12 protein-coding genes are annotated in these 13,222 nt (G+C 57.2%); 10 read left to right on the top strand and 2 right to left on the bottom strand.

The window, feature by feature from the left end; all coding sequences use genetic code 11:
• Window positions 1-22 precede the first annotated feature (22 nt).
• Complete coding sequence (locus ACWKXT_RS03935; protein ID WP_454531709.1) at window positions 23-1,219, bottom strand: sugar transporter; 1,197 nt, start codon at window positions 1,217-1,219, stop codon at window positions 23-25.
• A gap of 177 nt (window positions 1,220-1,396) precedes the next feature.
• Here ACWKXT_RS03935 and ACWKXT_RS03940 point away from each other — a divergent pair, with 177 nt between their 5' ends.
• Both ACWKXT_RS03940 and ACWKXT_RS03945 read left to right on the top strand, forming a co-directional pair.
• On the top strand, window positions 1,397-2,185 hold the full coding sequence (locus tag ACWKXT_RS03940; RefSeq protein WP_454531710.1) for a PhzF family phenazine biosynthesis protein: 789 nt from the start codon (window positions 1,397-1,399) through the stop codon (window positions 2,183-2,185).
• Between the two features lie 26 nt (window positions 2,186-2,211).
• Window positions 2,212-3,006, top strand: a complete 795-nt coding sequence (locus ACWKXT_RS03945) for a PhzF family phenazine biosynthesis protein (protein ID WP_454531711.1) — start codon at window positions 2,212-2,214, stop codon at window positions 3,004-3,006.
• Here ACWKXT_RS03945 and ptrR read toward each other — a convergent pair whose 3' ends face one another.
• Window positions 3,007-3,885, bottom strand: a complete 879-nt coding sequence (ptrR, locus tag ACWKXT_RS03950; protein WP_454531712.1) for a putrescine utilization regulator PtrR — start codon at window positions 3,883-3,885, stop codon at window positions 3,007-3,009.
• A 98-nt stretch (window positions 3,886-3,983) separates the two neighbouring features.
• Between ptrR and sad the strand changes: the two genes are divergently transcribed.
• The 8 genes from sad (at window position 3,984) to ACWKXT_RS03990 (ending at window position 13,170) form a co-directional block, all read left to right on the top strand.
• On the top strand, window positions 3,984-5,372 hold the full coding sequence (gene sad / locus ACWKXT_RS03955) for a succinate-semialdehyde dehydrogenase (RefSeq protein WP_454531713.1): 1,389 nt from the start codon (window positions 3,984-3,986) through the stop codon (window positions 5,370-5,372).
• Window positions 5,373-5,479: 107 nt separating this feature from the next.
• A complete protein-coding gene (locus ACWKXT_RS03960) occupies window positions 5,480-7,069 on the top strand; it encodes a methyl-accepting chemotaxis protein (protein WP_454531714.1) in 1,590 nt (529 codons plus the stop codon).
• Window positions 7,070-7,131: 62 nt separating this feature from the next.
• Window positions 7,132-8,058 carry a glutaminase B gene (glsB, locus tag ACWKXT_RS03965; RefSeq protein ID WP_454531715.1) on the top strand — a complete coding sequence of 309 codons (927 nt, stop codon included), beginning with the start codon at window positions 7,132-7,134 and terminating at the stop codon, window positions 8,056-8,058.
• A complete protein-coding gene (locus ACWKXT_RS03970) occupies window positions 8,058-8,420 on the top strand; it encodes a DUF4186 domain-containing protein (protein WP_454526826.1) in 363 nt (120 codons plus the stop codon). Before glsB ends, ACWKXT_RS03970 begins: the two co-directional genes overlap by 1 nt.
• Window positions 8,421-8,527: 107 nt before the next feature.
• On the top strand, window positions 8,528-9,976 hold the full coding sequence (locus ACWKXT_RS03975; protein ID WP_454531716.1) for a GGDEF domain-containing protein: 1,449 nt from the start codon (window positions 8,528-8,530) through the stop codon (window positions 9,974-9,976).
• Between the two features lie 50 nt (window positions 9,977-10,026).
• Window positions 10,027-10,992: a sensor domain-containing diguanylate cyclase gene (locus tag ACWKXT_RS03980; protein WP_454526824.1), complete on the top strand. Its 966-nt coding sequence runs from the start codon at window positions 10,027-10,029 to the stop codon at window positions 10,990-10,992.
• 82 nt (window positions 10,993-11,074) lie between these two features.
• Window positions 11,075-11,602 carry an N-acetyltransferase family protein gene (locus tag ACWKXT_RS03985; protein ID WP_454531717.1) on the top strand — a complete coding sequence of 176 codons (528 nt, stop codon included), beginning with the start codon at window positions 11,075-11,077 and terminating at the stop codon, window positions 11,600-11,602.
• 116 nt (window positions 11,603-11,718) lie between these two features.
• Window positions 11,719-13,170, top strand: a complete 1,452-nt coding sequence (locus ACWKXT_RS03990; RefSeq protein WP_454531718.1) for a tagaturonate reductase — start codon at window positions 11,719-11,721, stop codon at window positions 13,168-13,170.
• The last annotated feature ends 52 nt before the right edge of the window (window positions 13,171-13,222 follow it).

Below are 13,222 nucleotides of genomic sequence, written 5' to 3' on the forward strand. Positions count from 1 at the left end.
CGCCACCCGGCACAAACACACGTCATCCATGCTGCCCCTGTTCCTCCAGCGCCACCGGCCACTTGCGGAAGATAAGCACTGACCAGACAAGCGCGACGAGGGCCGGAATGGCCCCCAGATAGCCAATCGCCGACATCGACACGTGCAGGCTAATCTGATTGCCCACCAGCGCGCCCGCACCGATCCCCAGATTGAATATCCCCGAAAACAGCGACATGGCGACGTCCGTCGCGTCCGGCGCGAGGGCCAGCACTTTCACCTGCATGCCAAGCCCAATAATCATGATGGCTACGCCCCAGAACAGGCTCAGGAACGCCAGTTGGCTTTCACTGCCTGATGCAGGCAACAGCAGCACCAGACACGCCAGCAACAGACCGATGGCGCTGCTCACAAGCGTGGAGGCATGCTGGTTGCCGAGCTTGCCAAACAGCACGCTGCCAATAATGCCCGCGCCGCCGAGGATAAGCAGCAGGAGGGTGGCAAAGTTAGCGCTAAAGCCCGCGACAACCTGCACAAACGGTTCAATATAGCTATACGCTGTGTAATGCGCGGTGACCACCATAACCGTAAGCAGGTAGATACTCAGCAGCGCCGGGCGACGCATCAACAGCGGCAGGCTTTTCATCGAGCCGGAGTGTTCGCTTGGTAGTTTTGGCAGCAGCTTAATCAGGCATACCAGCGTCACCAGTGCGCCCATGCCGATGGCAAAGAAGGTGGTACGCCAGCCGAAATATTGCCCTACGATACGGCCAATCGGCAGTCCCAGCACCATCGCCAGCGCGGTACCGGTGGCGATCAGGCTTAATGCCTGAGCGCGTTTACCCGCTGGTGCCAGGCGTATTGCCAGCGACGCGGTGATCGACCAGAACACTGCATGGGCAAAGGCAATCCCGATGCGGCTCATGACCAGCACCGTAAAGTTCCACGCCATAAACGACAGCACATGGCTGGCGATGAACAGGATAAACAAACCGATCAGCAGCCTGCGCCGCTCCATCTGACTGGTCAGCAGCATAAACGGCAGCGACATCAGCGCCACCACCCAGGCGTAGATGGTTAACATAATCCCCACCTGAGCCGTTTCCATCTGGAAACTGTCGGCGATGTCAGACAACAGCCCAACCGGAACAAATTCAGTGGTGTTAAAAATAAATGCGGCAATGGCCAGCGTGACCACGCGTAGCCACGCGACCCTGCGGGAAACTGTGTTCGTTGTCATAGGGATGTCGGAGATTCGTTGCTGGAAAGACGAGAAGGCGATCTTAAAACGTCATACGGCGAAAACTCAACCATTATGTGACGCAGATCTCAATATTTACCTTATGAAAGCGGTAGCCGGGGGCGTTGTTTTCATTGAATATAAAAGAACAACACAGCAAAAACAGGCGGTAAGACAATGCAGGAGATTGATTTTTATCTGGTAGATGCGTTCAGCGATACGTCGTTCGGCGGGAATCCGGCTGCGGTGTGCCCGCTGAACGAATGGCTGCCGGATGAAACGTTACTGAAAATGGCGCAGCAGCATAATCAGTCGGAAACCGCCTTTTTCGTCTGCACTAAGGGGGGCATTGAGCTACGCTGGTTTACCACGCTCACCGAAGTCAATCTCTGTGGACACGCGACGCTGGCAGCCGCCTACGTCCTGTTTAGTGAACTGGATTATCCCGACTCGCGGATCCACTTCGACACCGCGTCTGGTCGCCTGACGGTCAGCCGGGAGGGTGACTGGATGACGCTGGACTTCCCGGCGTGCCCCACCCAGGAGGAGACGCCGCCACCGGAGATGCTTTCGGCGCTCGGTATCCAGCGCTACGTTGACGCGCGCAAAGGGCGCGCGTGGGTTATCGTTCTGGAGAACCGTCAGCAGGTTGAAGCACTTGAGCCGAACCTGTCAGCGATGACGCCGGGCGAACATAAAGTGAGCGTGACGGCACCGGGCGAAGGGGATTATGACTTTGTCAGCCGCTTCTTCTCGCCGGGCGTTTCCGTTCCGGAAGATCCGGTCACCGGATCCGCGCATACGATGCTGATCCCCTACTGGAGCGAAAAGCTCGGTAAAGCGACGATGTTTGCCCGCCAGGTATCGGCACGTGGCGGCGACGTACGCTGCGAGCTGCGAGGAGAACGCGTCCTGATGAGCGGCCAGGCCTCATGCTATCTGAAAGGCACCGTCTATTTGCGCTAAAAACCATAACAAGAGAGGAAGAGACAATGCGGGAAATTGATTTTTATCTGGTGGATGCCTTCAGCGACAAAACGTTTGGCGGCAACGCCGCGGCGGTATGTCCCCTGGAAGAGTGGCTGCCTGACGAGACGCTTCTTAAAATGGCGCAGCAGCATAACCAGTCGGAAACCGCCTTTTTCGTGCGCACCGACAGCGGTTTTGAGCTGCGCTGGTTCACCACGCTGCATGAAATTAACCTCTGCGGCCATGCGACCCTTGCGGCATCACACGTTATTTTTGAATACCTGGATTATCCGCATACGGAAATTCGCTTTAGCACCCGCTTTGTCGGCGAGCTGACGGTCAAACGCAGCGGCGACTGGCTGACGCTGAACTTTCCCGCGTGGTCAACGGAGGCAGTCGATAACCCACCGGCAGTGCTGTTTAGCGCGCTGGGCATCACCGGAGCGCAAGAGGTGCGCGTCGGGCGAGACTACGTGGTAGTGCTGGAGAGCCAGCGGCAGGTGGAGGCGTTAACGCCTGATATTGGCGCAATGGTACCGCTGGATAAAATGGTCTGCGTAACCGCGCCGGGCGAGGGGGAATATGACTTCGTCAGCCGCTTCTTCTGCCCGGGTGAAGGGGTGCCGGAAGATCCGGTGACCGGATCTGCTCACAGCATGTTAATCCCGTACTGGAGTGAAAAGCTGGGTAAGACATCACTCAACGCTCGCCAGGTGTCCTACCGTGGCGGGGATCTGCGCTGTGAACTGAAGGGGGACCGCGTGCTGATTGGCGGCCAGGCTACGCTGTATCTGAAAGGGCGTATTTTTTTGCGCTAACTAGACAGACGATACTGGCGGTTGGCGTTCATTCAACAGCGCTATAAACGCTTCCAGCTGGCGGGTCATCGCCCCGCGCCGCCATACAAGCCAGGTGGTGAGCCAGCGCCAGTTTTCCGCCAGCGGCCAGGCCTCAACCTGATGGTGCCCCGGCATACTTTCCAGCATTGAGCGCGGCATCAGCGCGATGCCCGCGCCCGCAATAACGCAGGCGAGCATGCCGTGATAGGACTCCATTTCGTGAATGCGCCCCGGCGTGGCTCTGTCTGCATGAAACCAGCTCTCCAGGTGTCGGCGATACGAGCAGTTTGCGCGAAAAGCATAAACGTCGCTGCCGCTGACCTGCGTGGCGCGCGTCACCTCCGCATGCCCGGCGGGCGTGACCAGCATCATCTCTTCGCGGTAGACCGGCATTCCCTCCAGCTCCGGGTGCGACAGCGGCCCGTCGACAAAGGCGGCGCTTAGGGTTCCCTCCAGTACGCCATCAATCATCGTCCCGGACGGCCCGGTAGAAAGGGCAAACTGGATGCGCGGATAGCGCTGGTTAAACTGCGCCAGCGTTTCAGGAATGCGCACGGCGGCGGTGCTCTCCAGCGCGCCGAGGGCAAACAGCCCCTGCGGCTCATCGCCCGCGACGACCATTCGCGCTTCATCCACCAGGGCGAGGATCTGCCTGCTGTAGCGCAGGAAGTTGTGCCCGGCGGGGGATAAGCGCAAACGCTGGTTCTCGCGAATAAACAGCTCAACGCCAAGATCGGCCTCCAGCTGACGAATGCGGGTCGTCAGGTTCGAGGGAACGCGGTGCACCTTCTGCGCCGCCTGGGTGATGCTGCCCGTCAGCGCGACGGCGTTAAACATTTCAAGCTGGGTTAAGTCCATAGCATTCTCGTTTTGTGAATAAGGTGGTCAGTATTATTCATTTTTAAGAAATAGCAGAGTCAGCCACAATCAATCAACCGAAATGCGTGGAGAACATCATGAAATATTCATCTGCTACACATGCCCTGTCCGTTAACCCGGCAACGGGCGAAACGCTCGCTGCCTGTCCGTGGGCAACACCGCAAGAGGTTGAACGTGCCATCGCGCTGGCTGACGCGGGCTTTCGTCAGTGGAGGCGCGAAAGCGTTGCCCACCGGGCGCAGAAGCTGCGCGATCTCGGCGCCGCGCTGCGCAGTCGTGCGGAAGAGATGGCCCGGATGATGTCCCTGGAAATGGGGAAACCCATTCTGCAGGCGCGGGCTGAGGTCGCTAAATCTGCCGGACTGTGCGACTGGTATGCCGAACATGGCCCGGCGATGCTGAATGCTGAACCCACGCAGGTCGAGAATCACAATGCGGTCATCGAGTATCGTCCGCTGGGGCCGATTCTGGCCGTTATGCCGTGGAACTTCCCGCTCTGGCAGGTGCTGCGCGGCGCGGTGCCAATCCTGCTGGCGGGCAACAGCTATCTGCTTAAACACGCGCCCAACGTGCTCGGTTCAGCAGAGCTTATCGCGCAGATTTTTGCGGACGCCGGTTTTCCTGAAGGGGTATTCGGCTGGGTGAATGCCGCCAATGACGGCGTAAGCCAGGCGATTAACGATCGCCGCATTGCGGCCGTGACCGTCACCGGCAGCGTGCGTGCCGGGGCCGCCATTGGCGCGCAGGCCGGGGCGGCGCTGAAAAAATGCGTTCTTGAGCTGGGTGGCTCCGACCCGTTCATCGTTCTCAACGATGCCGACCTGGATCTTGCCGTGAAGGCGGCGGTAGCGGGGCGCTACCAGAACACCGGGCAGGTGTGCGCGGCGGCCAAACGCTTCATTGTGGAAGAGGGTATTGCAGATACCTTTACCCGACGCTTCGTTGACGCCGTCGCCGCGTTAAAGATGGGCGCACCCGATGAAGAAGAGAACTACCTTGGCCCGATGGCGCGTTATGACCTGCGCGATGAGCTGCATCAGCAGGTGCAGGCGAGCCTGGCAGAAGGGGCAACGCTGCTGCTGGGCGGAGAGAAAATCAGCGGCGAGGGGAATTATTACGCACCAACGGTGCTGGCAAACGTCACTCCGTTGATGACGGCCTTCCGCCAGGAGCTGTTTGGTCCGGTCGCGGCTATTACGGTTGCGAAAGACGCGGCGCACGCCCTGACGCTTGCCAACGACAGCGACTTTGGCCTCTCCGCCACGGTGTTTACCGCTGACGCAGCGCTTGCGGATAAATTCTCTCGCGAACTGGAGTGCGGCGGTGTGTTTATCAATGGCTATAGCGCCAGCGACGCGCGCGTGGCCTTCGGTGGCGTGAAGAAAAGCGGCTTTGGCCGCGAGCTTTCCCACTTTGGTTTGCACGAGTTCTGTAATGTGCAGACGGTGTGGAAGGATCGCGTGTAATTTTTTCGGCCCTCATTACGAGGGCCGTTGTCATTTATCTGCAATGGTTCTGTCATTTTCGTTTCGTAGACTCGCACGCGTCTAACGTCTTGTTACTGAAGAAAATTATGAACCTAACGCAAATTTTTCGCCGTATTGCGCAGCGTCTTATCCCTCGTCAGTTTGGCCTGTTGACGGGTATCTTTTGTATTATTGGCCTTTTCTCCGCGCTGCAACTCTCCTCATCCTTTCTGCTGAACGCCTCCCTGAAGGAAGCTCAGCGCAACGAACAGCAAAATCTGCTGGCGTATCAGCAGCAGAGCAAGCTGGATCTGGCGCGCGTCTCCCTGCTGGCGGCAAGCGATCTGCTCAACCGCTCCGGCGTCTGGTTTATGCAGGATAAAGAGACCGGCTCGGAAGGAAGCTGGCACAGCCTGATGGATGAGGCGCAAAAGTCGCTGGCGGTGTCTCAGCAGGCGTGGAAGGCCTGGCTGGCGCTCCGCCCGCCAAAAGATGAGGCGCTGGTGAACAGCTATCAGCTTTTCTACGATGCCATTGAAGAGCAATCCGAAGCGCTTGTCAGGACCAACTCGATTGATGCCTTTTTTGCCGTACCGGCGCAGGCGTTTCAGACTGATTTTAACGATAATTACGCGCGCTATCAGCAGGCAAGCGAGAAGCAGGCGATGCAGGGGCGTCAGACCTTAATGGCGCAGCTCGCCGATCTGCAAACGGTGTTCAGGCTGGCGCCGGTACTGTTGCTCGCCATCGCCGTTGCCGTCTGGTACGGCATGTCCAGGTGGGTGATTATGCCGCTGCGTCGGCTTATTGCGCACATCAACCAGCTGGCCGCCGGAGATCTCTCCGGTACGCCGCCAAACGTGATGCGCTTTAACCGGGAGACCGGGCAGCTTAGGGACAGCATTGCGACCATGCAGCACGGCCTGCAGCAGCTGGTAACGCAGGTCAGCCACGCAACGACCGCGATGGTTGAGAATATTGATTCCCTGGCGCAGGGAAACCAGAAGCTGTATCAGCAGTCGGCACGTCAGGCAAAAGAGCTGGAAGAGGTTACGGCGCACATCGCGTCGCTGGAAAACCATGTGGAAGGGAATACCGGCTATGCCAGGCTCGCCAGCTCGCGGGCGGATGAAGCGCGTCAGGCCGCGGTAGGGGGTGACCAGATGATGTCAACCGTGAATGCCTCCATGCAGGCGATCGTTGAGCGATCGTCCGAGATGCGCGGGATCGTGGCGATGATCGACAGCGTGGCGTTTCAGACCAACATTCTGGCGCTGAATGCCGCCATCGAGGCCGCCCATGCCGGAAACCAGGGGCGCGGGTTTGCCGTCGTCGCCCGCGAAGTGGGCCTGCTTGCCAGAAAGAGCAGCCACTCCACGCAGACTATTCAGGAGCTGATTAATCGCTCCGTGCAGGGTATCGAAGACGGTTCCCGCGCCGTGAACCTTATGGAAGAGAATCTGCAACAGGTCACCGGTCTGGTGGGTAATTTAAGCAGTCTGCTAAATGAGATCTCAACCGCCACGCTCAGCCAGGGGGAGAGTATTCATCAGATGACGCACCAGCTTCAGGCGCTGAATCAGGTCTCCCGCCAGACGGATTTGCTGGTCGCTGACGCCTCAGAGGCCTCAGAACGTCTGCAAAAGCAGTCCGATCTTTTATTGCAGGCCGTTTCGCGTTTTCGTCTTAGCGCCTGACGCAACACATAAGCCTCTGTTATACTCGCAGCCCGTTTTAGCCTGAGGGCAAGGAGCAAAGTGTGGCTGCGGTCATCCATAATGAGATGCTGGACGAGATTCTGGCACAGGTTCGTCCGTTAATTGGAAAGGGGAAGGTAGCCGACTATATTCCGGCCCTTGCCTCGGTCAGCGGGAATAAGCTGGGCATTGCTATCTGTACCATTGACGGACAGCGATACCAGGCAGGTGATGCAACGGAGCGTTTTTCCATTCAGTCCATTTCTAAAGTGCTGAGTCTGGTAGCGGCGATGCGTCAGTATGAAGAAGAAGAGATCTGGCAGCGCGTGGGGAAAGATCCATCCGGCCAGCCTTTTAACTCACTGCTTCAGCTCGAAATCGAACAGGGTAAGCCGCGTAACCCCTTTATCAACGCCGGGGCGCTGGTGGTTTGCGATATGCTGCAAAGCCGCCTCAGCGCACCGCGTCAGCGAATGCTTGAGATTGTCCGCCAGCTCTCGGGTGTGGACGATATTGCCTACGATCCGGTCGTGGCGCGCTCGGAGTTTGAGCACTCCGCCCGCAATGCGGCCATCGCCTGGCTGATGAAATCCTTCGGCAATTTCCACAACGACGTGACGACCGTGCTGCAAAACTATTTCCATTACTGTGCCCTGAAAATGAGCTGCGTCGAACTGGCCCAGACGTTCCTGTTCCTTGCGCACCAGGGGCACGCACCGCATCTCGATCAGGAGGTGGTTTCCCCTCTGCAGGCGCGTCAGGTCAATGCCCTGATGGCAACCAGCGGGATGTATCAAAACGCCGGTGAGTTTGCCTGGCGCGTCGGGCTTCCGGCTAAATCCGGCGTTGGCGGCGGGGTGGTGGCGATTGTGCCGCATGAAATGGCGATTGCCGTCTGGAGCCCGGAGCTGGATGAAACCGGGAATTCGCTTGCTGGCGTGGCGGTTCTGGAGAAACTGACCCAACGGCTGGGACGTTCCGTATACTGATGTCTGACCTGGATCCACTCTTTTCCCGCCTGGCGCGATCGCCATTTCGCTCGCGCTTCCGCTTAGGCAATAAAGAACGGCAATACTGCTGGGACAAAGGCCCCGAAACCATTGACCAACACGCCGCAGACTTTGTTGCTAAGCGCCTTGCGCCCGCACACCCCACAAACGATGGCAAACAGACGCCCATGCGCGGCCATCCGGTGTTTATCGCCCAGCATGCCACCGCCACCTGCTGCCGGGGCTGTCTGGCGAAATGGCATCACATTCCCCAGGGTGTTCAGCTTACCGCGCAGCAACAGCAGTATATCGTCAGCGTGATCCACCACTGGCTGGTGATACACATGAACGCCCAAATTTGACGAGTTATGATCCTGTAGTAATTGTGTTATAGATGCAGGTTAAATGAGTCCCGATCGTGCTGACGACCGCAATAATTGCCATAAGCTTCCATATGGAATGATATTTCATGCGTCCTGCTCTTACCGCCTTCAGGCTGTTCCAACCCGATACGCCGCTGCGTAATGCCTCGGCAATCTTTATTCTGACGACGCTGTTTTATTTTGTGGGGGCGGAATTACGGCTGGTCGAGGCGTTATCGCTGTTCTGGCCGCTGAATGGCGTGATGGCGGGGATTTTTGCCCGCTATGTTTACCTGAATCGACTGCATTACTACGCGGTATCCTATGTCGCGATGCTGATGTACGACGTGGTAACAACGAGCTGGGGAATGGCCTCAGTGACGATCAACCTCTCTAACATGATCTTTATCGTCGTTGTCGCCGTGCTGGTGCAGCGCGACAGGCGGTTGATGAAGAAAACGCCCGATCCGCTTAATGCGTTACGGCTGTTTAACTATTGCCTGATTGCCGCGCTGCTTTGTGCCTTGCTCGGCGCGACGGGGTCGGTGGGGATCGACAGCCACACGTTCTGGCCGCTGTTTGCCGACTGGTTTAGCGAACAGTTCTCGACCGGCGTGCTCGTGGTGCCGTGTATGCTTACTTTGCGTATGCCCGCGCGTGAACTCAGGCTGCAACTGGAGCAGTTGCTCCCGGTCATCGCGCTGATTATTTCGGTGCTCGCGTCGGTTGTGATAGGCGGCGCGGGGAGCCTCGCATTCCCGCTGCCTGCGCTTATCTGGTGTGCGGTACGCTACGCTTTACCAACGACCTGCGTGCTGACGTTTATGACGGGGGCGACTGAAATCATTCTGGTCGCCAACTCCATCATCAATATTGCCGTGGCGACGCCACTGTCGACTCCTGTTATGTTCTCCGCCAGGCTCGGCATTGCCACCATGGCGATCTGCCCGATTATGGTGTCCGTCAGCATGGCAGCGATTAGTTCCCTGATCCGCCAGGTTTCCCTGCGGGCGGATTATGACTTTCTGACGCAGGTCTACTCGCGTTCCGGGCTCTACGAGGCGCTAAAACGCGAAGAGACGCACCGCCATTCGCGTTTTCTGACCGTGATGCTGCTGGATATTGATTACTTTAAAAGCATTAATGATAACTACGGTCACGAGTGCGGAGATCGCGTGCTGGCCTCGTTTGCCCGGCAGGTTCAGCGAGTTGTTGGCGAAGACGGCATGGTGGCGCGGATGGGCGGGGAAGAGTTTGCCGTGGTCGTGAACTCCGGCGACGCACAGCACGGTTTTGAGCTGGCCGAGCGCATCAGAACTACCGTTGCTAAACATCCTTTCACCTGGCGTCAGCAAACGCTCTCTCTGACGGTCAGTATTGGCCTGGGGAGCGGAAAAGCTGAGTCATGGCAGTTGACCGAGGTCTTTAACAAACTCATGGTCGAAGCGGACGATAACCTTTATCGTTCAAAAAAAGCGGGCCGAAATCTTACCAGCACCCGGGGGGCGGACGAACACGTTACGGCCGCTACCGGAAGCGAAACAGAACTGCGTTAATCGTCATGTTTAAGCTACGCTTTGAGTAACGCTTTACGTCAGGAGACATTATGAAAGCACCTGCAACCCCTGAAAATGAAACGGAACGTCTGAACTCGCTGCGCGAATCGGGTCTACTTGATATTGACAGTTCCCCCGCGTTTGACCGCTTAACGCGTCTGGCAAAACGTTTTTTCCAGGTACCGCTGGCGATGGTCAATCTCATTGATGAGCATTCGCTGATCGTTAAGTCGGCTGATGGCCAGGCGCCCGGCACCGTTCCGCGTAACATCTCATTTTGTGGGCATACGATCCTCGCCGAAGCGCCGCTGGTGGTGGGGGATATGCTTCAGGACGATCGCTTTGCGGATAATCCGCTGGTGGCCGGTGAGCCGCGCGTGCGGTTTTACGCGGGTTTCCCGCTGCGCTTACGTAATGGCGCAAGCGTCGGATCGCTGTGCCTGATTGATTACGCTCCTCGGGAGTTTTCTGCCGCCGACCTCGCCGTGCTGGGCGACCTGGGCGCGCTGGCGGAAGATGAATTTGCTGCCATCAGCGCGGCGACCACGGATGAATTAACCGGGCTATTCAACCGTCGGGGCTTTAATCAGCTCGTTCGGTTCACGCTTTCCATCGCCCGACGCCGGGCCGAGCCGTTGACCCTCGGCTGGCTGGATCTGGATCGTTTTAAAGAGATCAACGATCGCTACGGACATGAAGAAGGTGACAAGGCGTTGAAAGCGATGGCGCAGCTGATGCGTAGCTCTTTCCGCGAAGCAGATCTGCTGGTTCGTTTTGGTGGCGATGAGTTTGCCGTGCTGTTTGCCGATACGGATGAAAAGGGCGCGTGGATTGCCATGCAGTATCTTAGCGAGCAGGTCGAAAACTATAACGCGCGCAAGCTGCATCCCTGGTCGCTTCATTTCTCATGGGGGTTAAGCGAATTCGATCATAACGGCAATGACCTGCAACAGTGGCTCAAAGACGCTGATGAAAAGATGTATGCCATGAAGCAGCAGCGGTCGCGTGCCCGGTGACATAATTAAAGCGTATGACCGAACCGTTTGCGTTAAAAAAGTGTTAAATGCAAAGTGTGGGGATTCAACGTAAGGAAAAGAAATGAATACCTCACTGCAAATCAAAAACCTTACCCGGGACGATATTCTCACCCTTCTTGATGCGCTGGCCGGGATCCTTGAAAACTGCGTCAGCGGCGGCGCGTCGGTTAGTTTCATGTTGCCATTTAGCCTCGATAAGGCGCGTGCTTTCTGGCGCGGCATCGCTGACAGCGTAGGGCGGAATGAACGCGTTGTGCTTGCCAGTATTGACCCACAGCTGGGCGTCATGGGTACGGTGCAGCTGATTACCGACCAGCCGGAAAACCAGCCTCATCGTGCAGATGTGGCGAAGCTTCTTGTGCATGAAAAAGCGCGTCGTAAGGGGGCCGCAATGGCGCTAATGGAAGCGCTTGAAGCTGAGGCCCGGGCCAGGAACATTTCGGTTCTGGTTCTCGATACTTCCACCGGTAGCGGGGCAGAAACCTTTTATCAGCGGGCGGGCTGGCAAAAGGTTGGAGAGATCCCACGCTACGCCCTGTTGCCTGACGGCGCCATGACGGCCACCTCCGTGTTCTATAAATTCTTATAAATATTTTCACAACTACGCAATGGATTGATCGAAACAGGGTTCCTGGTCGTAAAGTTTTGATAAGTTATCGTACCAATCTTATCAGCCTGTATGACTAATCATAAAAGGAACCCATTGTGAACACGCTCAACCGTCGTGATTTCCCCGGTGCGCAGTATCCCGACCGCATCATTCAGTTTGGTGAAGGCAATTTCCTGCGTGCGTTTGTCGACTGGCAAATAGACCTGTTAAACGAACATACCGATCTCAATGCCGGCGTGGTTATCGTTCGTCCTATTCAAAGTGATTTCCCGCCGTCGCTGAGCACCCAGGATGGTCTTTATACCACCATCATTCGCGGCCTCAACGAGCAGGGCGAGGCGGTGAGCGAGAGCCGCGTCATCCGATCCGTTAACCGGGAGATTAGCGTCTACAGCCAGTATGATGCGTTCCTGAAACTGGCTCATAACCCAGATATGCGCTTTGTGTTCTCAAACACGACCGAAGCAGGGATCGGCTATCACGCGGGGGATACGTTCGACGATGCCCCGGCTGTGAGCTACCCGGCGAAACTGACGCGCCTGCTGTTTGAGCGCTTTAGCCACTTCAACGGTGCACCGGACAAGGGCTGGATAATCATCCCCTGTGAGCTTATCGACTACAACGGTGATGCACTGCGTGAACTCGTCCTGCGCTATGCCCGGGAGTGGGCGCTGCCTGCTGCCTTTATTCAGTGGTTAAACGAGGCAAACCACTTCTGCTCAACGCTGGTTGACCGTATCGTGACCGGTTACCCGCGCGACGAAGCAGACACGCTTGAGGCTGAGCTGGGTTATCACGACGGGTTCCTGGACACGGCAGAACATTTCTATCTGTTTGTTATTCAGGGACCAGCCTCGCTTGCTCGCGAACTGCGCCTGGATAAGTACCCGCTAAACGTGCTGATTGTCGACGACATCAAGCCCTTTAAAGAACGTAAAGTCGCCATTCTCAATGGTGCGCATACGGCGCTGGTGCCGGTGGCCTATCAGGCCGGGCTGGATACGGTAGGCGAGGCGATGAACGATGAAGACGTATGCGCTTTCGTTGAAAAAGCGATTTATGAGGAAATTATTCCGGTTCTCGATTTGCCGCGTGACGAGCTGGAATCTTTCGCCAGTGCGGTAACCGGGCGTTTTCGTAACCCTTACATCAGACACCAGCTGCTTTCCATTGCGCTCAACGGCATGACTAAGTACCGCACGCGTATTCTGCCGCAGCTGCTGGCAGGGCAGCGGGCCACAGGTCAACTGCCAGCGCGTCTGACGTTTGCGTTAGCGGCACTGATCGCGTTTTATCGCGCGGAGCGTAACGGAGAGAACTATCCGGTGCAGGATGATGCGTTCTGGCTGGAACGTTATCAGCAGCTGTGGGCGCAGCACCGCGACCAGCAGTTGAGTACCCGTGACCTGGTGCACTCGGTGCTGAGCGTGCGCGAGCACTGGGAACAGGATCTGACGCAGGTGAGAGGTCTGGTTGACCAGGTGACGCGGGATCTTGATGCCATCCTGCTGAAGGGGATGCGCGCTGCGGTCAAACAGCTTTGCTGATAACGTGACCCGGCTTCGGCCGGGTTTAAATACAACCACCATTAGTTACAAC

This window comes from Enterobacter sp. UPMP701 (genome assembly GCF_053709515.1).